Annotated in this window: 20 protein-coding genes; 3 read left to right on the top strand and 17 right to left on the bottom strand. The window is 53.7% G+C overall.

Annotated features, from left to right (window positions below):
- Window positions 1-5: 5 nt before the first annotated feature.
- The 5 genes from spoVAE to A8990_RS03165 form a co-directional block, all read right to left on the bottom strand.
- Window positions 6-356, bottom strand: a complete 351-nt coding sequence (spoVAE, locus tag A8990_RS03145) for a stage V sporulation protein AE (RefSeq protein WP_116187560.1) — start codon at window positions 354-356, stop codon at window positions 6-8.
- Between the two features lie 24 nt (window positions 357-380).
- The gene (spoVAD, locus tag A8990_RS03150) at window positions 381-1,397 is read right to left on the bottom strand and encodes a stage V sporulation protein AD (RefSeq protein ID WP_116187561.1); all 1,017 of its coding nucleotides are present in this window, start codon (window positions 1,395-1,397) and stop codon (window positions 381-383) included.
- 1 nt (window position 1,398) lies between these two features.
- Window positions 1,399-1,854 (bottom strand): stage V sporulation protein AC, encoded by a 456-nt coding sequence (spoVAC, locus tag A8990_RS03155; protein WP_116187629.1) that lies wholly within the window; start codon window positions 1,852-1,854, stop codon window positions 1,399-1,401.
- 128 nt (window positions 1,855-1,982) lie between these two features.
- Window positions 1,983-2,165, bottom strand: coding sequence for a hypothetical protein (locus A8990_RS03160; protein WP_147306759.1), 183 nt, complete (start codon window positions 2,163-2,165; stop codon window positions 1,983-1,985).
- Window positions 2,166-2,544: 379 nt separating this feature from the next.
- A complete protein-coding gene (locus A8990_RS03165) occupies window positions 2,545-3,672 on the bottom strand; it encodes a LacI family DNA-binding transcriptional regulator (protein ID WP_116187563.1) in 1,128 nt (375 codons plus the stop codon).
- A gap of 154 nt (window positions 3,673-3,826) precedes the next feature.
- Between A8990_RS03165 and A8990_RS03170 the strand changes: the two genes are divergently transcribed.
- A complete protein-coding gene (locus tag A8990_RS03170) occupies window positions 3,827-6,976 on the top strand; it encodes a beta-galactosidase (protein ID WP_116187564.1) in 3,150 nt (1,049 codons plus the stop codon).
- Window positions 6,977-7,109: 133 nt separating this feature from the next.
- Here the strand turns inward: A8990_RS03170 and A8990_RS03175 are convergent, their stop codons facing one another.
- The 5 genes from A8990_RS03175 to A8990_RS03195 all read right to left on the bottom strand — a co-directional run bounded on the left by A8990_RS03175 (window position 7,110) and on the right by A8990_RS03195 (window position 11,759).
- A complete protein-coding gene (locus A8990_RS03175) occupies window positions 7,110-7,682 on the bottom strand; it encodes a nitroreductase family protein (protein WP_116187565.1) in 573 nt (190 codons plus the stop codon).
- Between the two features lie 158 nt (window positions 7,683-7,840).
- Complete coding sequence (locus A8990_RS03180; RefSeq protein WP_116187566.1) at window positions 7,841-8,707, bottom strand: formylglycine-generating enzyme family protein; 867 nt, start codon at window positions 8,705-8,707, stop codon at window positions 7,841-7,843.
- Between the two features lie 117 nt (window positions 8,708-8,824).
- Window positions 8,825-9,463, bottom strand: a complete 639-nt coding sequence (locus tag A8990_RS03185) for a glycoside hydrolase family 11 protein (protein ID WP_116187567.1) — start codon at window positions 9,461-9,463, stop codon at window positions 8,825-8,827.
- 335 nt (window positions 9,464-9,798) lie between these two features.
- A complete protein-coding gene (locus A8990_RS03190) occupies window positions 9,799-10,638 on the bottom strand; it encodes a sugar phosphate isomerase/epimerase family protein (protein WP_116187568.1) in 840 nt (279 codons plus the stop codon).
- 56 nt (window positions 10,639-10,694) lie between these two features.
- Window positions 10,695-11,759 carry a Gfo/Idh/MocA family protein gene (locus A8990_RS03195; protein ID WP_116187569.1) on the bottom strand — a complete coding sequence of 355 codons (1,065 nt, stop codon included), beginning with the start codon at window positions 11,757-11,759 and terminating at the stop codon, window positions 10,695-10,697.
- 123 nt (window positions 11,760-11,882) lie between these two features.
- On the opposite strand from A8990_RS03195, the gene A8990_RS03200 reads away from it, so the two are divergent.
- Window positions 11,883-12,797: an AraC family transcriptional regulator gene (locus A8990_RS03200; protein WP_116187570.1), complete on the top strand. Its 915-nt coding sequence runs from the start codon at window positions 11,883-11,885 to the stop codon at window positions 12,795-12,797.
- A 570-nt stretch (window positions 12,798-13,367) separates the two neighbouring features.
- Here the strand turns inward: A8990_RS03200 and A8990_RS03205 are convergent.
- The 5 genes from A8990_RS03205 to A8990_RS03225 form a co-directional block, all read right to left on the bottom strand.
- Window positions 13,368-14,984, bottom strand: coding sequence for a response regulator (locus tag A8990_RS03205; protein ID WP_116187571.1), 1,617 nt, complete (start codon window positions 14,982-14,984; stop codon window positions 13,368-13,370).
- A 2-nt stretch (window positions 14,985-14,986) separates the two neighbouring features.
- Complete coding sequence (locus tag A8990_RS03210) at window positions 14,987-16,744, bottom strand: sensor histidine kinase (protein WP_181909372.1); 1,758 nt, start codon at window positions 16,742-16,744, stop codon at window positions 14,987-14,989.
- A gap of 34 nt (window positions 16,745-16,778) precedes the next feature.
- A complete protein-coding gene (locus A8990_RS03215) occupies window positions 16,779-17,657 on the bottom strand; it encodes a carbohydrate ABC transporter permease (RefSeq protein WP_116187573.1) in 879 nt (292 codons plus the stop codon).
- A gap of 14 nt (window positions 17,658-17,671) precedes the next feature.
- Window positions 17,672-18,565 (bottom strand): ABC transporter permease, encoded by an 894-nt coding sequence (locus A8990_RS03220; RefSeq protein WP_116187630.1) that lies wholly within the window; start codon window positions 18,563-18,565, stop codon window positions 17,672-17,674.
- Window positions 18,566-18,668: 103 nt separating this feature from the next.
- A complete protein-coding gene (locus A8990_RS03225) occupies window positions 18,669-20,483 on the bottom strand; it encodes an extracellular solute-binding protein (protein ID WP_116187574.1) in 1,815 nt (604 codons plus the stop codon).
- A 387-nt stretch (window positions 20,484-20,870) separates the two neighbouring features.
- Here A8990_RS03225 and A8990_RS03230 point away from each other — a divergent pair, with 387 nt between their 5' ends.
- Complete coding sequence (locus A8990_RS03230) at window positions 20,871-21,221, top strand: hypothetical protein (protein ID WP_116187575.1); 351 nt, start codon at window positions 20,871-20,873, stop codon at window positions 21,219-21,221.
- Between the two features lie 179 nt (window positions 21,222-21,400).
- On the opposite strand, the gene A8990_RS03235 is transcribed toward A8990_RS03230, so the two are convergent.
- Window positions 21,401-22,282, bottom strand: coding sequence for a phytanoyl-CoA dioxygenase family protein (locus A8990_RS03235; protein ID WP_116187576.1), 882 nt, complete (start codon window positions 22,280-22,282; stop codon window positions 21,401-21,403).
- Between the two features lie 33 nt (window positions 22,283-22,315).
- On the bottom strand, window positions 22,316-24,355 hold the full coding sequence (locus A8990_RS03240) for a molybdopterin-containing oxidoreductase family protein (protein WP_116187577.1): 2,040 nt from the start codon (window positions 24,353-24,355) through the stop codon (window positions 22,316-22,318).
- Window position 24,356: the final 1 nt, after the last annotated feature.

A 24,356-nucleotide genomic window follows, 5' to 3' on the forward strand; every position in this document is an offset into this window, starting at 1 on the left:
TCTGATTAGCCCTTCGGTCGGATAACAAGCGCCGCCAAGAAGGAGAAAATAATCGCAGCGGATATACCCGCGCTCGTAATGCTGAAGATCCCTGTAATGATCCCGATCCAGCCGTCCTTCTGCAGCTCCGTCAGCGCTCCGTGAAATAACGCATTGCCGAAGCTCGTAATCGGCACGGTAGCTCCTGCTCCGGCAATTTTGATCAGCGGATCATAGACGCCGATGCCGTCCAGAACCGCCCCGGCCACCACTAGCGCTGCCATCGTATGCGCAGGCGTTAGCTTGAACACGTCGAACATAAGCTGTCCAATGACGCAAATTCCACCGCCGACGATAAATGCCCACAAATAAATCATCGCTCTTATGCTCCCTTCCTTCGCTTATCCATGCAATGGGCTTTCCAGTGCGACTGCGTGCGCGATACATGGAATCGACTCGCCTTGCTGGAAAGACAGCGGAGAGAGCAGCGCTCCGGTCGCGCAGACGAGAATCCGCTTCAGCTCCCCTTGCTTCAATCGCTTGAGCAGATGGCCGTATGTAACGACAGCCGAGCAGCCGCAGCCGCTTCCTCCTGCCTGAACCTTCTGGTTCTGTACGTCGTAGATCATTAAGCCGCAATCGCCGAACACCGTATCTTCCATCGGCACGCCGTCCCGGTGCAGCAGATCCTTCGCGATCGCGTGTCCCACTGTCGCCAAGTCCCCGGTCACGATCAGATCGTAATCGCCAGGCGTCCTGCCCGTATCGTTAAAATGCATCGTCAGCGTATCGACCGCCGCCGGCGCCATCGCTGCGCCCATATTGAACGGATCGGTGATGCCGAGGTCGACGATTTTGCCGATTGTCGCGCATTCGACGATCGGCCCGTCGCCATCCTGGGCAACGACAGCCGCGCCGGCTCCGGTAACGGTATATTGCGCCGTCGGCGGCTTCTGCGAGCCATATTCCGTCGGATAGCGGAACTGCTTCTCCGCCGTGCAGTTATGGCTGCATGTGCCTGCAAGCACATAATCGGCGGACTTGGAGTTGACGATCAGCGAAGCGATCGCGAGCGACTCCATCGACGTCGAGCACGCGCCGAATACGCCGAGATAAGGAGCGCCGATCGTGCGGGCCGCGAAGCTGTTGCTGATGATTTGGTTCATCAGATCGCCGCCGACATAGAACTGCAGCTGCTGCTTGTTCACTTTGGCATATTGCAGCGCCATATCCGACGCCTGCTCGAGCAGAAGCCGCTCCGCCTTCTCCCAGCTCTTCTGCTGCATATCCAGCTCAGGATGGACAAGGTCGAAGTCCGCCGCGAGCGGACCTTCCCCTTCGTCAGGACCTACGACTGTCGCAGCGCCGATAATGACCGGACGCTGATCGAACCACCACGTTTGTTTGCCGCGCAGCATATCAGTGTCCTCCCTCGATACCGAGCACGAGATAAACGAGTGCGATTAGGAAAGCGGAGACGACGCCAAACACGATAACCGAGCCCGCGAGCTTGAACATGTTTGCGCCGACGCCAAGCACGAGCCCTTCCGCGCGGTGCTCGAGAGCTGCGGAGCACATCGAGTTGGCGAAGCCGGTTACAGGAACGGCGGTGCCTGCGCCTGCCCACTGCGCGATTTTGTCATAGACGCCGAAGCTCGTCAGAATGACGGAAATCAGGATAAGGACGGCAACCGTCGGATTGCTCGCATCCTGCTTCGACATGTTCAATCCGTACATGAACACTTCCTGTATGGCTTGCCCAAGCACGCAAATCAGCCCGCCAACAAGGAACGCTTTGGCGCAGTTGCCCGGTATGGAACGAGCCGGCTCGCGTGATTTGGCGAAGTTTTGGTATTCTTTAGGTGACATCGTCATCTTCTTGTATTTTGTCTGACCTGCGCTCTTAGTTGCGATGATGTACGCCTCCTCATAAATTCTCTTCAAGGAGTATGCGTCAATCGAGACACAATTATGCCAGTACTGGTCGGGGGCAGGAAGCGGTATCAAATATGCCTTTGGCAAGGGGAGGCGATTGAACTTTTTCCCATGTAGTCCACCAAACCAGCTACTTTCTCCATTTCCGCCGGATTTCCACCGATGTAGTCCACCAAACCAGCTACTTTCACAAGTTTCATCGCTTTTCCGCCAATGTAGATACCTGGAGGCTCTTCTTTGCTAGGATTCATCGCTATAACTATCATTTTGGGCTGTTTTCACGTGAAACGAGTTGGAAAACTGCCAAATAAACTCGCTGGCAACCGGCTTGAAAATAAAAAGGTCATTTCGAGCCAATTAGCCGTGCCACAACCGCCGTTAAATATTCTGAGTGCGTAGGAGCAATGAAAAACAGCCATCCCTGAGGATGGCCGCATTCATAACAGCAACGCAACAATGAGCAGAACGACGAGCAGGATGAAAAGAACGAGCGCCAGCAGCATGAAAATACTGCGGGCCGATTGCGCACTTCGCATAGGATGAAGCTCCTTTCAGCCAAGGATAGGCTCTTGTGCTATCCTATGCGGGCTTGTGCGGAATTGAGATTGTCCGATCGCAGAAGCCCTCCGTCTAACCGGATTCCCGGACGACCAGCTGCGCGCGGAGAATGATTTTCTCAGGGAGGGCTGACGGATGCTTCAGCTTCCGGGCGAACGCCTCAACCGCTCGAATGCCGAGCCATTCCTTCGCGAGGTCGACCGTTGTGAGCGGCACAACCGCGGACAAGCTCGGGGCTGTGTTGTCGATGCCGACGACGCGAACCTGTGACTGCAGCCCATGTTGACTCAGTAACAGCAATAGATGCAGCGCAATATCATCGTTGGCACAAATAAACCCCTCCGGCAGCTCTTGCTGCGAGACTGCTGCGTCCAGCCGCCGTTCCAGGGCGGGCTCCCAGCCTCGCGACATCGGAGCTTCACTGCCGCCGTAAGGGACTGTCCACTTCTTGAGCTGGAAGCTCTCGCTCCGGGCAGCCGCTTTCCCTTCATCCATCGCCAGCCGGCAGCCCCACCACCGTTCCTTGAAGCTGACGGCGAAGCTGTCGCGTCCGATGAACACGAGCGAGCGGCAGCCTTGCGACAGCAGATGATGGCACGCCATCCGACCTGCTTCGGTGTTCGCATGAAGCACCGCATCCGCGCCGATCATCGGCTCTTCATGGTCGACGAGCACGATCGGCAGACCGAAGCGATTGATCGTGAGCAATGTGCCGAGCGGACATTTGCCGGCAATAATAAACCCGGCTGCTCGGGTTGAGAGCCGATCCGGGGCGTCTGCAACCGCAACCGCAGTCGCACCTGTCCATATGGTCAGCTCGTCTTGTCCGAAGGTGAAAAACTCCGGCTGGAAGCCATGCATCCGGCAGCCAGCCTCCACCCCCTCCTTCACGCGCAGCCAGAAGTACGGCTCTTTCTCGTGGCGGATGTCGAGTCCGATGTAGATCACAGGAGGCTGCGACTCATGCACGTCTTCAGTTGCGGATTCACTTTCGACCACAGCTTCCGCTACCGCCTCATCATAGCTTAATGTCTTGCTCGAGTTAGTCCGAACCGTGTAGCCAAGCGCAGCGGCCAGAGCCAATACCTCTCTCCGTGTTGCCTCACTGACGCCCGGCTTCCCCGCAAGTGCCTGGGAGACCGTATATTTGGAGACGCCGAGCCGGTCGGCGAGCTGCTGCATTGATATTTTGCGACCCATAGAACAGTCCGTTCCCCCTTCGTCCTCATGCTGCTGAAATGCTTGACTTTCTTCTATTTTATCTCTAAAGTGTGCCTCGAATAAAGTATCATTGCACCTAACAAACCTAACAAAATGAAAATAACTTTCCTATCGAGAGGCTGTGGCATACTTAATGAGCAATTGGATTCTATTTTATGATGAAAGCTTCCCCTACGCTGGCGTTCGTCCCGACGCTGGCACACTTGCGACTTTGAGCGAAAGCTTCCTTATTGTCGGTGCAGACGAACTAGCTTCGCAGCTGCAAGATGCGGCTGTATATGTGCATTTGCACGGCTCGTTCTTCCCGAAAGACGCATGGCCTGCGATTATGGGTCATGTTAGTGCCGGCAAGGGCTTGATCACAGCTGGCGGCGCTCCATTCAAAACGCCTGTATACAACGATAATAACAACTGGATCGCCGAGCCGAACCAAACGGCATACCACCAGCAGCTGCATATTAATGAAGCGCTTGTCGTTTCCAGTGACGGCGTCAGCAGCTTGCAGCATCTGCGCGACATTCCGCTCTTCGCGGGTTACGAGTCGCTGTTTACGGTTGAACCGACATTCGGTCTCGCGCTGCATGTCACGCGTGCCGACGATCATCCGGGCGAAGGAGGTTCGGCTGGCCCGATCGACGCCCATATTTATCCGCTTCTGCGCGGCATCAGCGGCGACGGACTCGCGCGCGAATTGTCTGCGCCTGCAGTGCTGCTCGAGCATACGAAAGGCCCATTCAGCGGCGGCCGCTGGATGCTGATTAACCAGCCGCTTCGCAGCGCATTTTGGACCGGAGCAGGCGCAAAGGCGCTCGCGAAATGGGCTGCATTCGCAGAGCAAGGCGTAACCGAGCTGTGGCTGAAGCCGAATTACGGCTCCTATGAACTAGGCGAGCGCCCGGTATTTATGCTGCAAGGCCAGCAATTGCTTGCATCTCGCAACGGCGAGAAGAGCGCTTGGACATTCAAGCTGCGTGTCCTTAAATCGATCAAAAGCACGGTTAGCGAGCCTGCACCTAACTTTATCTATAAGGATACCGACTTCACAGAAGTATGGCGTTCCGATGTCGAACTGAACATCAGCCGCGAGCTGACGATTCAACGCTTAACTGCACCGCAGCCGGCTGAAGCTGGCTTCTACATTGTGGAATGTGAAGCAACCGCCGCTTCCGGCGATTACCGCCTGCTCCGCCAAGGCTTCTGGGGCATGGATCAAGAGCTGCTCACTTCGGGCGAGATGATTACGTGCGACCGGGATTATTTCTGGAAGAACGGCCGTCCGCTCCCGATCGTCGGCATGACGTACATGACAAGCGATGTGGCACGTAAATATCTGTTCCTGCCTAACGCAGCAGTATGGGATCGCGACATGGCGCAGATGAAACGCGCTGGCATTAACTCGATCCGTACCGGTATTTGGACCGCATATCGCAATGTTATGTTCGTTGACGGGCATCCGTACGAGGAAGTGCTTCGCGCCATCGACGCGTTCTTCCTCACTGCGAAGCGCCACGATCTCGAAGTGACGTTCAACTTCTTCGCTTTCACGCCGGAAGCTTGGGAAGGCGTCAATCCGTACCTCGATCCGCGCAGCGTAGAAGCACAGAAGCGGTTCATCGCTGCCATCGTCTCCAGACATGCCGCTTCGACGCATGTGCATTGGGACTTGATCAACGAGCCGTCGATGTTCGATCCGAAGCGGATCTTCAGCGGTCCGCGCTCCGCGCAGGACAAGTTCGAGAAAGCGCATTTTGTAAAATGGCTGCAGCAGCGCCATGGCTCGATCCGCGAGCTGCAAGAACGCTGGAATATGACATCCGCTGAGCTGCCGTCCTTCGATGCGGCGAAGCTGCCGGAAGCAGACGAAATCGGCTTCGGCACGACGAACATTGCTGTAAAACGCAGTGCGCCATGGCTCGATTACACGCTGTTCACAATGGACATGCACAACCTTTGGGCTTCGCAGCTCGTCGAAACCATCCGTTCGATCCAGCCGAAGCAGCTCGTTACGGTCGGTCAAGACGAAGGACTTGGCGCACAACGTCCATCGCCGTTCTTCTATGCCGAAGAGGTCGACTATACAACCGTTCACTCGTGGTGGCTGATGGACGATCTTGTATGGGATGGTATCTTCGCCAAAGCACCGAACAAACCGAACCTCATCCAGGAAACAGGCATTATGTACGTTGAAACGCCTGACGGCCGCGCGAAGCGGAGCGAGGAAGAGCTGCGCAACATCCTTGAGCGCAAGTACGCGTATGCCTTCTCGACCGGCGGCGCAGGTGCGGTGCAATGGATTTGGAACATCAACTTCTATATGAACAATATCAATGAATCGCATATCGGCGCACTTCGCGCAGACGGCACCGAGAAGCCGGAAGCGAACGTATCGTATGATTTCGGCTCCTTCATGGGTCAAATCCGCGACCTGTTCGTGGGCCGCAAGCTGGAGGAGGTCGCAGTCATCTTCCCGTACTCCAATGATTTCTCGAACCGCAAGCTCGCTAATGCGGCAACGACTCGCGCGATTCGGACGCTCTCTTACACGATGAACGTTCATGCGTTCGGCCTTGGCGAGTATCAGCTTGAGTCTCTTGCAGAGACCAAGCCGAAGCTCATCATCGTGCCAAGCGCGCATAACTTCAGCAGCGAAGCGCTGGAGAAGCTCACTTCGCATGTGAAGACACATGGCGGAACGCTGCTGTTCACCGGCCCGCTCTGCCTCGACGAGTACTGGCGTCCGGTTAGCGGACGCGTCGCTGAAGTCGGCGAGCACAGCATCAGCAACCTGCTGCGCGAGGAGCTCCTAGAGCTGGACGGCAAGCTGCTGCCGGTATCGTTCGGCGGCTCTCGCATCGCCGACAGCAACAAAGGCGTTCACGCTGCCTCGGGAAGCGACGCTGCGAAGCTTACTGAAGCTGCGCTTGGCGCAGGTCGCTTGCTCTGGTGCCCGCTGCCGCTTGAGCTGAACGAACGACTCGAGCCGCTGCAAGCGATATACGATTCGGCCCTGCAGCGAGCTGGCGTTGCCGCTGAGCTGGAATGGCTGCACGGCGGCGAGCTGCCTGGCGTATACGGGCGCAAGCTTGCATTTGAATCCGGCTCGCTGTACATCTTCGTCTCCGAATTCGGCTGCGATACGGCAATCGAGATTCGCGACCCGGAGACAGGCAAGCAATACGCATTCACGCTGCCGCAGGAGCGTACGGTCATGTTCGCAGCTGATGCACAAGGCGAGCTGCTCGCTGTATACCGTCCGCAGGAAGTCGCAATTGAAGTGAAATAATAAATAAAGAGGCAAGCAATTGGATGCATTACAGCAGCCCATTTGCTTGCCTCTCTTTTTCCTTGCCTTTTCCCTCTCTTTTTCCTTGCCTTTGTCCTTCTCTTTTCCTTACCTTCTTCTCTATTTCCCCTTGTTATGCGTCAATCCAAGTTGTTTTGCTCGCCGCATCCGACCGCTTGCCTTGTGGAAGGGTCATATCCGGTACGCCAAGGTAGATAAAGCCGAGCATTTTGTCCTGCGGACGAAGGCCGAAGCTTTCGTTCATAAGCGAATGGTAGCACGGCTCGCCTGTACGCCATACGGCTCCGAGGCCGAGTGCGTGAGTCGTGAGCAGCATATTTTGAACCGCGGCATGCACGGCTCCGAACTCTTCGATCTCAATAACGTCGTGGCGATCCGATGGAACGGCTGCGACAGCAATAACGACCGGCGAGCGGAACGCTTTCTTCCGCGCAGCTTCCGCTTTCTCGGCGTGCTCCGGCGCATTCGCGTCTTCCACGCCAGCAAGCGCAATACGCGCGAGGGCATCGCCAAGCTTGCCTCGGCCGTCGCCGCCAAGCACGAAGAACCGCCAAGGCTCGGTCAGCCTGTGATTCGGCGCCCATACCGCTGATTCAATAATTTGCTCAATCGTTTCTTTCGCAATCGGCTCCTGAGTCACTTTGCCAATACTTCTTCTCGTTCGAATTGCTTCTTGTATATTCATGATCTGCCTCCACAATGAGAAATATTATCATAGAATTATAGTATCATAATTTGGCCAAAAAAATGATCCGCTAGTGGCCTGTTGGACAACCGTCTATCAGCAGACGCAGCAAAAAACCGCCAATGAAGCTCTCAATAAGCTTCAATGACGGTTCTCTCTTAAACCCCTCGCACTACCCGGAATCCCTGGTCAGGGCCAAAACCATTCGCCTCGAACTTCCCCCGGAAGGCAGGCTCATCATTCGTAATATCCCCGATCCAGCCGCCGCCTTTTACAACCCGATACGATCCGCTTGCATTATCCATGCTGCCATCTCCGTACCAGTTCCAGCACCATTCCCTTACATTGCCTGACATATCATAAAGACCTAGCTCATTCGGTTTCTTGAGCCCGATCAATTTCGTTTGATTGTGATTGTTCTCGATACTCGGCCAGTTCCATGTGCCTGAGAGCCATTTATCGCCAGCGTTCCGCCAATACCAGGCGACATCGTCCGCATTATTGCTTCCGCTATACGTGTAATTACGGCTCTGCTGACCGCCGCCAGCAGCATACTCCCATTCGGCTTCGGTCGGCAAACGGTAACCGTTCGCTCCCGTGCTCGCCGTCACGATCCATTTTACAGTATCATGCTCGCTCTTATTGTTCGGATCTATCGTATTCTTATCGATTTTGTAATAAGGCGTTAGCCCTTCTTTCTCGCTCCGTGCATTGCAGTACTCAATCGCGTCATACCAGCTGACCATCTCGACCGGCTGCTTGTTGCTCTTGAATTCGGAAGGATTGCCCCCCATAAGCTCGATCCACTCTTGCTGCGTAACCTCGTATTTGCCCATATAAAAGTCAGGTATCTTGACGCTCTTTCCATAGTAATTCGAATTCGTATTGAGAAAAGTACCGCCTTTAATAAGCACAAAGCTATCAGTCTCTACACGGCTATCATTCTTCTCCGGCATATCTTGCCCGCATGCGCTGACGACGCCCGTTATCGCTAATAGAAGGCCAATTAATATTAGCTTCCTCATTGATAGCCCTCCTTTGCACGACTTGCTTCTTAAGCTGGAAGGCCGACCGGCAGCATTACCGACCAGCCCCCCCTTGCTTGCGTTGATAGACTCGAAAGTCTTATATGACTTAAGCGATTACCATACCGTTACGTTCGAGCTGCCGCTCGATTGATAGCCTTCTGTTGCGAGAATCTGATAAGCCCAGCTGCTGCCTAGATTCATCCCTTTGCTCTTCCATGCATTGACGTGGTTGCTGAACGTAATCGCGACATTGCTTCCTGTAGGACGCTTGGACTGTCTTACGCTCCAGAACTGGGTGAAGGTTTGCGTGCCGTCGATGGAAGGCGCATTCGTTCTTGTCGTTGTATAAATATCATATGTACCGCCGTCGCTCGACACCGTGCCTTTGAACGTTCCTGTCGGTCTATATGTGCCCCATGTATCGACGACGTAATATTCGATGAGTGAGTTGCGAGTCCAGCCGTAAAGCGACAAGTAACCATTGCCGGATGGCGACCATACGCCTGCGTTGTAGTTGATTGTGCGCGATGCCGAGCCTGTATTCCAGCCTTTACCAACCACGAAGTTGCCGCTGTTCGTCCAGTTTACGCTGTAATTGCCGCCAGATCCGTTCGTGGCGTTGACGGTGCCGCCGCCGTCCGTCCAATTCTGCCAATAGTCAGTTGCTGCTGCATCGGATGTTGCTGCAAACATGCCCAAGCTCATTGAAGCTGCAAGAATCGTTAAACCGATCTTTTTATTCAACTTCATCATTGAATACCTCCAGGAAAGTGGAATTTGGCATTGCTTTTCGGAATCGCATTTCACTTCATACATTTTGTTAATAAATAACATTTTTAATGTGGTTAATCCTGATAACGCGGATAATACGCCCAGATATTCTCGTAATCACCTCCCGATGAAGTGATTGCTGCATGCAAGTCATTGGTTATCTCGCATAAGAAAATTATAGAAAGTAAGCGCATTCATCACAACGGAACAAACTATAGAGGAACCCTAACAATTTTAAGAAAGCGCATTCATTTGAGTCGAAAATAAAAATATCCCGCAGAACCGATTCACATTCGGTCCCACGAGATTGCTGCCAATTATGCCAGCCCTGCGGCTGTATATACTTTGTCGTAGCCTGCTTTGGAACGTGCGAGAAGCTCCTCCGGCGAGCCGGTCGGCGGCTCTGCTGTCAGAATTTCCTGCGTTACCGAGCCTTTGTAGCCGATACGGTTCAGCGCTGCCAAGAAGCCAGCGAGGTCGATCACTCCCTCGCCCGGATACAATCTGCCGTTGTCGCGAGCCTCTTCAGCTGGCACATCCGGCGCGTCATTAATGTGGACATGCACGATTTGCTCCGGCTTTAGCGCTTCAATATCTGCAATCGTATGACCGTTCGTGTACCAGTGGTACGCGTCGAATAGCAGACCTACATTCGGCTCTCCAATGGCCGCGATCCAGTCGAGCGTCTCTTCCATCGTCCAGAGGAACGGATTCGCCCATACAGTGCGGAGGTGATGCGGGCCTACGAATTCAAGCCCGAGGCTAATGCCATATGCACCGAGAATTTGCGCGCAAGTGCGCAGTCTGCGCGTTGCAATTACGGCAAAATGCGCCGCTTTATAGTCCGTCGCCGGCAGCACGTATGTGCAGCAGCTCGTGCAGCCGAGCGCTGCTGCTGCTTTCGCGTCGTCAGCGAGCTTCGCCAGCCCTTCGCGGAATACCTCTTCCGAGCCGCGCCATTCCACCGATAACCCGATCGAGCCGATGCTAACCCCGCCGTTTTTCAGCAGCTCGCGTGCGCCTTCCACCCCATTGCGCTCGATCAATCCGCGCGCATCGATATCTACCGTTTGAAATCCGTATTGAGCTGCGGCCGAGATCAACGCTTCGTCGCTGCCGATACTGCCAAGTCCTGCACGGCTTAATCCTCTTAACATCTATTTGGTCGCCTCCAGAGCAAATATTTTGTTTTCGATTTCGGTTTCGTTTGATTTTATAGATTCCAATCCAGCTTCACTTCATGGCCAGTCCGCGAAGATTCATAGATCGCATCGAGCACGAGATTGTTCGTATAGCCGGTCAGCGCCGACGTAATCGGCTGCTTCCCTTCCTTAATACAGCTGAGGAAATGGCGGCTCAGACGCAGCCGTTCATGCTCGTCGTTCTCAGGCTTCGCAAGCGGAATTTCCATCGGCTTGTTGAACTTCTCCGTCAGCAACTTGCCGTTCGCCCCGCGGTAGCTCGCGCCGCCCTCTGTGCCCATCAGATGCACAAACGGCGTATTGTCCGTGTCCATATGAACCGCCCAGCTCACTTCGAGCGTCAGCGTGCTGCCGTCTTCCATCTTGATGAGCGCCGTTGCGAGATCCTCGACATCGTAGATGCCATCCCAATTCGGCTTGCCCCATGTGCCGATTCCTCTGCGCTTCGGTCCAAACTCGGCATAGGTCGCCCCGAACACGGACACCGGCTTCGGATTGCCCATCAAGTAGAGCGCCAGATCAAGCATATGGACGCCGATATCGATAAGCGGACCGCCGCCGGATTGATCCGAACGGGTAAACCAGGTTCCCCAGCCCGGGATTCCTTTTCGACGGTACCAGCCTGTCTTTGCCGTATAAATTCGGCCTAGCTCGCCGCGGTCGATCTGTTCCTTGATTTGCATCGGAACGGACTCCCAGCGCATCTGATGGCCGATCATGACGACTCGGTCGGATGCGTTCGCCGCCTTCAAAATCTGCTTCGCCGCTGCCGCGTTAATGCCCATCGGCTTCTCCAGCAGCACATGCTTGCCCGCCTCAATCGCCTGCACCGCAAGCTCCGCATGATACTGATTCGGCACGCCGATGATGACGGCGTCCACGTTCTCGCTTCTAATAAGCGCTTCCGGGGACGGCAGCACTTCCTTGATCCCATATTCCGCAGCACGCTGCTCAGCTAGCGGCAAATAAACATCCGTAATCGCTGTCAGTTCGCACAGCTCACCAAGCTGCGAGAACTGCGCCGCGTGAACGCTTCCAATATTACCTGCGCCGATAATTCCGATACGAACAGACATCTCGAAATACGCCTCCCAATCGATCAACTATTGCTCACAGTTCTATGATAAAGTAGTACATAGAAAAATGCCCTTCTCAAATTTCGAGAAACGTCTCATTTCTTCGGAGGCAATGGAACGAACATGACCTATTTTCCGGATTACTTGAAAACGTACCCAAACATGGACTCTGCATTCCCGCTTCATATCGGCATTCATCGACTTGAACACGGCTTCCGGGCGCACCGGCATGATTTTCTCGAGTTCTCGTTCGTCATCGAAGGCGAGGGCTGGGAAATCATCAACAATGTGAAGCATGAAATGCGGCCTGGCACATTCACATTCGTGCAGCCGTACCAGGTGCATGAGCTGTTCACCGAGCCTGGCAGCAAGCTTGTGCTGTACAACTGCATGTTCGGCATGGAGCTGCTTATGGAGCATGGCTCAGGAGATAGTCTTGCAGAGCTGATCGAGCCGAGTCAGCTGGATGCTTTTATGCATTACGACGGAGCTGCTAGGGAGCAAGTCGAGATTCTAATGCGAGATATGCTGCAGGAGTACGAGGGGAACGAACAGTGGCGGCGAACGATGCTCGCTGCAAGGCTCAAAGAGCTGCTCGTGCGCTTTGACCGCGAGCGGCGCAAGTATACTCCGGCGAGACCCGAGGAGGATAGTGCGGTTGTGGCGGTGGCTGCAGCAGCGCCGGTCCAGTCCGCGCGCGGTTCATCCGTCTGGCCGATTATCTACTATATTCACCGAAACTATCAGGACAACCTTACTTTGTCCGATCTGTCACAGCGTTTCGGCATGAGCGTTTCGCGCATAAGCGAAGTCATCAAAGAAACGACCGGGCAGACATTCGTGCATTTCGTCCACGATCTGCGGCTCCGGCATGCGAGCAGCCTGCTCGTGTCCACCGATTACAGCGTCGTCGATGTCGCGCTCGAGGTCGGGTTCGGCTCGTACAAAACGTTTGCGCGAATCTTCCGCGAACGCAAAGGAATGGTGCCGCTGGCGTATCGCAAGGCGAAGCGGACGCAAACGCGTACGGTAAAATAGGCGACCGCGCGATGCGGTCGCCTTTGTTTGCCTTTCTTAGTCTTTCTTGTGTCAGCGCTAAGGACACCAGTGTCGCTATCGGGCGGCCGGTATTGAGCATCTTCGCGACCCGACGGACACCAGCGACGTGTTTGCGGTAGAATTAGCCTCATTTTGTCGGGGAATTTCCAGTCCGTTACATTTTCATAGAATGCGAAAATTGACTCGATAGGGTCAATACGGTCCGTTAGCGCGGAAGCTCGGTGGTGGCTCCCTCAAGCTCCACTTATGTTGGAAAAATCCACTCATTTTTGCGGAAAAGGCCTCTTTTGACGGGCTATTTTGGAAAAATCCACTCATTTAAGCTTAGTTTGGGCGTATTAGCTCATTACTCCGAAAAATGAGTGGATAAATCCAATATAGCCGGCCAACTCGCCTGATATCTGGATATTAGAATGGAAATATCCATTATAGGCCGAGCATGTGAGTCGGGAGGGAGGCCGAGCCGGCTTCCTGGGGCTTCCGTGCTCCCGTGCTTCCGTGCTTCCGTGCTTCCCAGTTTCCGGGCTTCCGACACTACTACTCCCTAACCTACCTCTCCCCAATCCGATCCCGATACTCCTGCGGCGTCAGATCCGAGTACGCCTTGAACAGCTTGATGAAATGCGGCACGCCTTGGTAGCCCACCGCCTGCGCGATTTCGTAGATTCTCTTCTCGCCGCTGCGAAGCATGTAAGCCGCCAGCTCCATCCGGTACCGCTGGATATAATCGCTCAAGTTATTCCCCGTCTCCGCCCGATACACCCGCGACAAGTAAGCCGGATGCAGGCTCACATGCGCCGCAATCGTCTGCAGCGACAGGTTGTCGTTCAGATTCTGCTCGATGAAGGCATGAATCTTATCGACCAGCCCCACCTTCTGCTTCTCCGAGCCCTCCTCCGACTGCTCGCGCAGCGAGCGGAACATGCCGAATGCCCACTTCTCCAGCTGCCGAAGCGACGGCGCAGCCGGCATTAACCCTAGTGTTGCGCCGCCAAGCTCGCTCAGCAGCTTTCCCCTCTTGTGCGCCATGTACTGATACGCATTGGCGATCGAGAAATACGCTTCGTTCGCATGCTCCGGCGGATAATGCGCCTGCTTAAGCTCATCGAATATTTCGACCAGCTTCTTCTCAGCGCCAGCCCAATTGCCGGTATCAAGCAGATGGATCAGCAGCGGCGGCCGGTACAACGACGTCAGCGTTTCAATCCGGTTCTGATCCCGACTTTTATCCTCAATGCGTAATAACGCGCCTCGCTTCCCATCCTCAGCTTGCCTCATCCCTTTGATCGTCGACCTGTACAAGCCAGGCATACCTTCGGGGAAGCTCGCTCCGTTCATAGCAATGGCAACAGATAGATTATCATGCAGAAGCGCCTCCGCCTTCTTCTTGAACACTGCCGCAAGGTTCTCCAGCGCATACAGATCAAGCCCCGCCCCGCTCTCGCCTGCACTCCCTGCAAGAAACACGAGATACTCGTTCGAATCGCGGCACAGCCACAAGTGAAATGCGTCGTTAAACACTTCCTCCGCCATATTCGCAACCGCATATTCAATCAGCTCACGGTCCTTGTTCTCGTACTCTTGCAGCCTACCTTCCAAACGCACGATGAACAGCCCAACCTCCTGCTGCAACCCAAACGGTAAGCCGAGCAAAGTCAGCTTTCGTGCAAGCTCTGCAACCGGAATGCCATTATCCCGCAACAACCGAACCAACAGCTCGCTTCGAAGCGCGGGCAAGTTCTCCCTGAACGCATAAACGTCACGCTGCTGCTGCCGCTGCTGCTTCGTCTCGGAGGCGATTTCCTCTGTCAGCTGGCCTATCTTCTCCCGCAGTTGGTCCGGGTTGACCGGCTTCATCAGATAGCCTGACGTATTGTATGGCACGACGCTCTGCGCGTATTCGAAATCCGCATAGCCGGACAGCACAATGATTTTGACAGTACGATCCATCTCGCGAATATGCTTAATGAGCTCAATCCCGTTCATCTCCGGCATGCGGATATCTGTAATGACAATGTTGATGTTATGCTCACGAAACAGTTCAAGCGCTTCTTCGCCCGAAAATGCTTTGTGGATTGCCGTGATACCAAGCTCCTCCTTCGGCACGGTCGCAGCGATGCTGTCGACTTGCGAAGGAATATCGTCAACAATGAGCAGCTCAAGCATCTCTAGTCGCCTCCTTCCTTAATGACCAGCGTCACCTTCAGACCGCCCATGAAAGAGCGCTCAATAGACAGCCCCGATGCCTCGCCGAAAAAATGCTTCAACCGTTGGTGCACATTCCGCAGTCCCAAACTGCGATTCTCGCTAACCAGCTCATTCAGTCTGATCCTGAGCTGAGCCATTTGTTCGTCCGTCATGCCGATGCCGTTGTCATCAACCGCAATTTCATAGCCATCGTCAGTCTGATAGCCGGAGATAAGAACGTGGAACTCTCCTTTCTTGCTCTCCATGCCATGCACGACGGCGTTCTCGACAAGCGGCTGCAGCAGCAAACGTGGCATAAGAAGCTTCATCAGAGGCTCCTCCATATACTCTTCGTATTGCAGCCGCTCGGACTGCATCCGGTGAATTTCCAAGTAGTTACGAATCAGTTCCATCTCGTCCGCAAGAGAAGTAAGCTGCTGCTCCGTCCGCGTCGTATAGCGATAATATTGGCTCAGATGCTGCGTGAACGCCACGATCGCCTTCGTTCGATCCAGCTGTGCCATACTTTGAATGTAGGCAAAATTGTTATACAGAAAGTGAGGATTAATCTGCGCCTGGAGATGCTTCAGCGACGACTCCTTCGCACGGAGCTGCTCCGTGTACACTTTATCGATCAATGTCTGAATGTCGTTCGACATCAAGTTAAACTGCTCGATTAAATACGAGAATTCATTGTTCGGCCAGCGTTTGATCCGATGACCATACTCGCCTCTGCGAAGCATTCTAACAGCCCCGATCAAATCATAGATCGGCTTCTGCACATTGCGATACAATAGCGCCGCCATTGCAACACCAAGCGCAAGCAAGAGCAGCCCCGCTTCATAAAACTTGCGTTTGCTATGAGCAATAGGCTCGAGCACCTTTTTCATCGGCTGAAAATCAACCATGTACCACCCGAGCGTGGAAGAGAGCACATAATTGACGAGGTAAGGCTCGTTCCGATACGTCAGCTTAACCGAACCGTCCGCAGGCTCGGAATCGCTCGCTTGAATCCGGTTGAACTGCCCCGCCATCGCCTCAACTAACTTGGGATCAGCGCCATGCGGCATTATGGGCTCTGTTCCCGGACGGTACAGAAACGGCTGCCCGACGCTTCCCTGCATGAAACGGTCCAGCATATTGACGAGATTTTCCGATGAGAAGGTCACTTCGACGAACATATTCGGTTCGGTCGTCCGATTCGGCGACTCGAACGGTGTGATCAAATGCCGTACGAAAGCTCGTTCCACACCGCGTTCCGTGAATACGCGACGGTAATCCCAGCGTTCCTGGGACAGATGATCCGTGAAGTAAGTAAGATCGTACTGCTGCTTCGAATTCGTCGAGACTGCAAGATTGGAAAGCGGAGAATAGACGGTAAAATCATTGTCCCATTCGAAGGTCGTAGACTGCATATCGAGCTTCTGCAGCAGAAGCCGCTTCGATTCCAGGATGGAATAAGTAGGCTCGGCGGAAGAGCGGAACTGCAGCTGCACCGCATCCGGGTCCGTAGCAATGACGAAAGCGGCCCGCCATAAGCGGTCCGCCTCAACATTCATTTGCTCGACAAAAAAACGGATACGATTCATGTTCACCTGCAGCAGCTCCTGCTCCACGACGTCGGTGCTCGTCTTGTTGGACGAGTTGTACATCATGAAGATCGGAACGAGCATCAGAACGATGAGGATCATGCTCTTCGAAAATATATTCAGTTTAGCGCCTCTTCGAAATGGAATCACTCGAATCATCCCGTCTTTCTGTCGCACATTCTACTTAGGACTTCACGGAACCTAGCACGATCCCTTTAACGAAATATTTTTGCAGGAACGGATAGACAAGCAGAATCGGCAGCGCGCCGATGAAGATTTGAGCGGTCTTAATCGTTCGGCTGGAGAAATTCGCTATACTATCCGATGTTACACCGATCCGGGATAAATTGTCACTTACAATCATGGAGTGCAAATAACTGGACAATGGATAGCCATCAGGGTTCGACATATAGATAACGCCGTCAAACCACGAGTTCCAATGGAAAACCATCGTGAACAACGACAACGTTGCAATCGACGCCATCGATACGGGCAGATAGACGCTCCACAGCACTCTCAAGTGCCCCGCCCCGTCAATGTAAGCCGCTTCTTCCAGATCGACCGGAATGGTGCGGAAGAAGTTGAGCATCAGAATCATATTCCAGACGCTGACGGCTGTTGGCAATACGAGCGACCAGATCGAGTCGATCAGGTGAAGCTTCGTGATCAGAATGTAGGAAGGGATCAGACCTCCTGAGAAAAGCATCGTGAAGACGAATAACCACATATAAATTTGGCGCCCCGGAAACTTGAGGCTCGTCTTGGACAAGCTGTACGAGGCCATCGTGACAACAGCCATCGATACAATCGTCCCCAGCACGGTCCGCTCCGCGCCGATCCATAAGGAGCGGAGGAATTTCTCATTTCCCAGCGTCTTCACATAAGCATCCGTCGTGAAGCCTACCGGCCAGAAGTTGACGATATTCGCCGTTGCCGCAGCCCGCGAGCTGATGGAGACGGCAAAGATATGAATGAGCGGCAGAATGCAAAGCAAGCCGAGCAGACTCAGAAAGATCGTATTGGCAATCGTGAATACCTGATAGCTTCGAGTGCGGTAAAGCATGGCCTAAGCCTCCTTTAGAAAATCCGGTAATTGGCCCATTTGTAAGCCAATCTGTAGCTGATAATGATCAGAACCAGGCCAACGACGGACTTGAACACGCCAACCGCCGTTCCGAAGCTGAATTGCGCGTTGTTTAAGCCTTCCCGGTAAGCGAACGTATCGATAATATCCCCGTGCGAGTAGACGAGCGGGTTATAGATGTTCAATATTTGGTCGAAGCCTGCATCCAATATCCGGCCTAGCGACAGCGTGGCGACTACGATTACGATCGGCATCATGAGCGGAACCGTGATCGACATCACTTGCTGCCAGCGCGTTGCGCCATCTATTTCAGCAGCTTCATAGAGTGAAGGATCGATGCCGACGAGCGTTGCCAGGAAAATAATCGCGGAGAAGCCGAACTCCTTCCACACGTCGCTCACAATAACTGTAAATCGGAACCACTGACCGTTCCCAAGGAAGAAGATATCGTGAACTCCGAATGACTCCAGCACGCGGTTAACGATACCGCCCTCCGTGGAGAGAATGTCAATCAAGATGCCCCCTAGAATAACCCAGGACAAGAAGTGAGGCAGATAGACGAGCGTTTGGACGACTCTCTTGAAAACAACCTTCCGAACCTCATTTAGCAGCAGCGCGAAAACAATCGGGATGACCAAGTTGAATAGGAGCTTGAAAAAAGCGATGAGCAGCGTGTTCCAAATAATCTGTTTGCCATCTGGATAGGTGAACAGATAATGGAATTGGTCAAAGCCAACCCAAGGCGAATTCTTCATTCCGACCCAAGGCTGATAGTCTTCGAACGCGATAATAATGCCGGTCATTGGAATGTAAGAAAAGATGATGCACAGCACGATTGCCGGCAGCAGAAGCAGATGGAACGGCCACGTTTTTCTCCAGTACGATATCACTTCGCACCCTTCCTTTCATCGGAAAAACAAAAGGAGCAGCTGCAGCTGAAGGCTACCGCCGCCCCTGATGTCTATCATTCATGCGGTCATGCCAGGATAATTACTGGTTCTTCGCATACCAATCGTTAACTTCGTCCGTAATTTTCTGACCGCCGTTCGCGAGCCATTCCTTCACGAACTCGTCGAAATACTCAATCGGCTTCTCGCCGTAGATAATCTTCAGATAGGCTTCTGTCGCTAGCTTCTGGAGCAGCTGACCTTTGGACTTCATCGTCGGCGTTACCGGACCAGTGAAGTAGTTCTTGCCTTCGGTAATGCCTTGGTTAATCCGTACGCCTGCAGCTTCGATCTGCTTGCGCTTCATCGCCTTGACGTCAACTTCTCTCGATGTCAGTGCCTCTGCGTTCGGATCTGCGAGGAACTTCTTAACCGGTTCATCATTGGAGAACGGAACTGTCGTTACGCCGCCAGCAAGAATGTTCGTCGTCATAAAGCGCATATCCATCTTGCTGCCGTCTTTAAGCGGCCATTTGTCTTCCGGTACACCATTTTCCTTGAAATCGGCCTTAACGACCTTGCCGTCAACCGTTACATAGTCATAGCCTTCGAGGAAGCCGTTCTGCCAGCGCGTATCATAGTACGGATCGCCTTCCTGCTCCAAGCCCTTCGCGAACATTTTGTTGAAGTAGGCGAACCATGCTTCGATGTTCTTGAAGTCTTTGTTGAATACGGTGAAGCCTGCCGTAATCGGTTTTTCCGCACGGCCGAATTTGCCGTCTGGACCTGCAGGAAGCGGGAATGGCTCGAAGTCTGCCTTCGGATCCACCTTCGATGCATCGCTAAGCGGCCAGTCTCCCATCCAGAATGGTCCGAAGATGACGCCTGCCTTGCCGCTCGCGACAAGCTCGGATGTTTTCATCGGATCCTTGATGCCGGCTTCTTTATCGATATAACCTTTGCTCATCCAGTCTTTCATCGTCTCCAGATACTTCTTCGCATCCGGGTGGATCGCGCCGTAGCTCAGCTTGCCGTCCGCGCCTTTGTTCCAGAAGCTGCGAACGTCATACGTATTTATCATTTGGTCTGTAAGGGCGCCGACAATTGCGTCTGTCTGGCCCATCCACGTCCAAGGACCTTCTTTGAGCGGTACTGCGAGACCGACCGTGTCGTTCTTGCCGTTCTTGTCCGGATCGTTCTCCGTGAACTGCTTGATCACTTCCTGGAACTCAGCCAGCGTAGTCGGCGCCTTCAAGCCAAGGTTATCGAGCCAGTCCTTGCGCACCCACATGACCGTTCCTTCGTCACCCATGAAGAACGCTGGAATACCGTAGATATGGCCGTCCTTCTTAACCTCGCCCATCGCGTACGAGAACTTCTCCAGCATCTTCTTATATTCCGGATGCGCGTATTTCTCAATCGCATCATCGAGCGGCATCAGCTTATTCGCCGCCAGCATGCTTTGCAGAATATCGCCGGACGTTCCGAATACGTCAGGCAATTTGCCGCCGCTGGAAAGCAGGAGGCGCATCTTCGTATCGTAATCTTCCGACTTTGTAACGATAAAATCATACTTCACGTCAATGCCCATATTGTCTTTCATCCACTTCAGCATGGCGTTGTTTTCCATCGATTCGCCAGGCTTGAACGCATTGCCGCGGGAAGCGCCATCATCCACGACAGCCGATGTAATCGTAATCGGAGGATCGAATTTTTGTTTCCACATCTCAGTTGGCTTCGCACTGTTATTGGCGGCCGGAGCGTTTGAAACCGCAGCTTGGTTGTTGTTGGCTGTTGCCCCATTGTTACTGCTGTTGCTGTTACTGTTGCCGTTGTCTGAACAAGCGGCTAAAGTAGGCAGCATGCTTATAACGAGTGAAAGCGTTGCCAACTTTGTGTACTTTGCGTAACGTTTCATGTTATACCCCTCTTCTATTTGATTGTGGTACAAAACCGATTATAAGGAGCAAAATGGACAGTTGGAATAGTTCGTTTTTTACATTATAGCGTAAATTGTACATTTTGGTTTACGTTTTATTTTACAAACCATATACGAATCGATAAAATGCGCAAAATGTCATCCGTTTTGTCAAAACTACAGTTCGTCTGCCAGCATCCATTTCCACGTTTGTGCACAAAAAAAAGCGCCGCGTAGAACGCGGCACTCGGCTGTCGGATAATTGTACGCTTGAAGGGTATGAGGTGAAGCATAACTGCAAAAACCAATCTCTTCGCGGCTATTTTTGCCGCAATCCCTCCAGGAGGGCTAGATCACAGCCAGGCCGTTCTCTGATTCTAACGGTTATTGGGTGGTAAAGCGGCGAATCCGTGCAAAGAAGAGCCTCCAGGTATCTACATTGGCGGAAATGCGGCGAATCCGACCAAAGAAGAGCCCCCAGGTATCTACATTGGCGAAAATGCGGCGAATCCGTACAAAGAAGAGCATCCAGGTATCTACATTGGCGGAAATGCGGTGGAAATGGCGAAAGTAGCTGGTTTGAGGGACTACATTGACGGAAAAGCGGTGGAAATGGAGAAAGTAGCTGGTTTGATGGACTACATCGGTGGAAATCTGGCGGATATGGTAAAAGTAGCTGGTTTGATGGAGTACATCGGTGGTAAAGCGGCCCATTTTGAGCAGAAAATCACCAAATAGGCGCGCTGACAACCGTTATAGAAAATGGTGATGGCGGTTTGGAGCACTTTAGCCGCTGTCACAACCGTTAGCATCCCAAAAGCCGCACTTTTCACGAAATAGCCGCTCATACAACCGTTAGAGCAAACCGTTGATGCCCGGTAAGGCTAAGTTACGTAAACTTTGGCGCAAGGCGGCTGCTATACCCTGTGCAAGCTCTTGCCCTTCTCTTCTTTCACCTCGCGCCACATGCGTCGCCATTCTGCGCTTTCCGTCAGCACACTGTCCGGCTGCAATCGGCTCCGCACAACGAACGAAGGATGCACATCGCGGCCCGAAGGCGCGCCTGTCTTGTGGTAGCGCAGGTCGACCGACCATCTGACGATGTCCGACCGGTTGGATATGCCGCGGTGCGGCGTATACTTGTTCATGATCACGAGACCGCCCTTCGGGCACTCAGCCAAGATCGGCGCAACCTGCGGGAGCTTCTCTGGCACGATCGTCGTTCCGCCTTCGGCGTGGTGATTGATATACCCCCGTTTGAACACATGGGGCATCACTTCCATGCAGCCTGTCTCCGCAGTCGCATCGACAAGCGGCAGCCAGAACGTAATGATTTCCGACGCTTCGGAGTCAGGTGTAGTAACGGCGCAATCCTGATGCCACGGGACATTTTGAAAATAATCCGGTTCATCGGAGTATACCCGTTTCGCTGGCAGCTTCGTCCGGATATGCTGAATCGGATTGCAGCTCAGCTCGCTGCCAAGGAGACATTCGGCAACATCGAGCAAATTCGGATTGCCTAGAAACCGGAATATCGCTTCGCCGAGATAACCGTTAATGTCGAAGCCCCGGCCGATCTCCCGGCACTGGGCATGCAGCAGCATGTACCGCCGCTCGAACGGTTCGTCCTCGTGGAGATCAGGCAGCTTCCCCCCTGCATGGAGCGCTCGCGCACGCGCGTCAATTTCCGCTGACAATTCATCGATGACTGGCTGTAAATCCTCGTTCGTGAATACATTCGGTACGATTAGATAGCCTTCTGTCTGATAGCTGATGATTTGCTCGATGGATAAACGCATACCGCTAGCTCCCACCTTTTCTCCAGCAAAATATTAGATTTTCGCTACTTGCACGCGTCCAGAGAAGAACGTCGCCCCTCTGCCCATATCCGCCACACGGTCCGGCGTCAGCGCATTGACGAGCGCTTTGCCATCCTTGCCGTCTGCCCATAGTCCTTGCATAACCACAACGCCGGAGAGAACATCGTCGCCGACCGCTGCAGTCAGTTCGCAGTCTCCGCGGTCATTCCACACTTTTATCGCATCGCCGTCCCCAATGCTGAGGCTCGCTGCGTCTTCACGATTCATATGCAGCTTCGGCGTCTTCTCGAGCTTCACATGCTTCTCGTTGTTCGAGAATGTGGAGTTGAGGAAGTTATGATTCGCCGTCGGGATGAACAGGAACGGATACGGACCGTCATCGACAAGCGGCGAATACGTCGGCATCGGTGGATAGCCTTTGCGCTCCATTTGCGCCGAATACAGCTCGATCAGGCCGCTCGGCGTGCGCAGCTTGCCTGACAGCAGCGGCTTCACATTCGCCTTGATGAAGCCGTGCTCCTTCAACCCTTCAAGCGTAATCGCTTCGATATTGCGATTGTTCGGATTGTTCAGCGCCTGCTCGATCATCGCTTCATCCGAATCACGAAGCGCTTCTTCCTCATAACCCATCGCTGCCGCAAGCAGACGGAACACATCGTTGTTCGACTTGCTCTCGCCATATGGCGCAGCAACCGGCTCCTGGAGGTGCACATAATGATGCCAATACGACAGGTACAAGTCCGTATTCTCCAAATTCGACGTCGCCGGCAGCACGATATCCGCATACGTTGCCGTTTCAGTCAGGAACAGATCATGCACGACGGTAAACAAGTCTTCGCGCGCAAGCCCTTCTCTTACTTTCGTTGCGTTCGGAGCGACAACCGCCGGGTTCGCGTTGAACACATAGAGCGACTTGAGGGGCTTGCCTTCAGGTTCCATTAGCGCGCTGCCAAGCAGATTCATATTGATCTCCTGCGCGCCGCTATTCGTGCGCAGATTCGGACGTTCAAGCGCCGGCTTGTTGATCATCAAGTAGCCGCCGTTGCCTTTGATCGCGCCCCCTCCGCGTTTCAGCCACTGGCCAGTCAGCGCTGGCAAGCAGGCGATCGCGCGCGTCGTCATGCCGCCGTTATCGTGATGCTGCGGTCCGTTGCCGATGCGGATAAACGCCGATTCCGCTCTGCCGTACATGCGCGCAAGCTTATAAATATCGTCCACCGGCACACCTGTAATCGACGAGACAAGCTCAGGCGTGTACGATTTCACATGCTCTCGCAGCTGCTCATGACCGACTGTGTATTCCGCCATGAATGCTTCATCCGCGAAGCCTTCCGCGAACAAAACATGCATCACGCCAAGCGCCAGCGCTGCATCCGTACCTGGCAGGATTGGAATGAACCAGTCTGCCCACCGAGCCGTCCGGTTGCGGTGCACGTCAATGACGACGACTTGCGCGCCTTGCTTGCGCGCCTTCTCGGAAATCGTCACTTGGTGCATATTGGTACTCACTGCGTTAATGCCCCACATGATGTGAAGCTTCGCATGAACCGTTTCCTCCGGATCGGTCCCGAAGCTGCCGCCCATGGTGTAGCCGTAGCCTTCCGTACCCGCCGCTTCGCAGATGGAATAGATCAGCTTGCTCGTGCCCATCCGGTTGAACAACCGGCGGCCCATTCCTTCCGTGCCGATCCGGCCCATATTACCATAGAAGCTGTACGGAAGAATGGCTTCCGGTCCTTCTTCCGCAATGATCTGCTTCCAATTAGCAGCGATTGTGCAAATCGCTTCATCCCAGCTGATGCGCTCAAACTGTGCGCTGCCTTTCGGACCTACCCGCTTCAGCGGATATTGCAGCCGCTTCTCGTCATATATACGTTCCGTCATATTGCGGACCTTATTGCAAATTGCCCCTTGCGTTACCGGGTGATCCGGATCGCCTTCAATGCGCACGATGCGGCCGTTCTCCTTGTGAACGAGCAGTCCGCATTGGTCGGGACAATCGAGTGAACATACCGATGGAAAAATGCCATTAAACTCTGTTGTATAAGCCATG

This window comes from Paenibacillus taihuensis (genome assembly GCF_003386535.1).
Taxonomy (GTDB): domain Bacteria; phylum Bacillota; class Bacilli; order Paenibacillales; family Paenibacillaceae; genus Paenibacillus_Z; species Paenibacillus_Z taihuensis.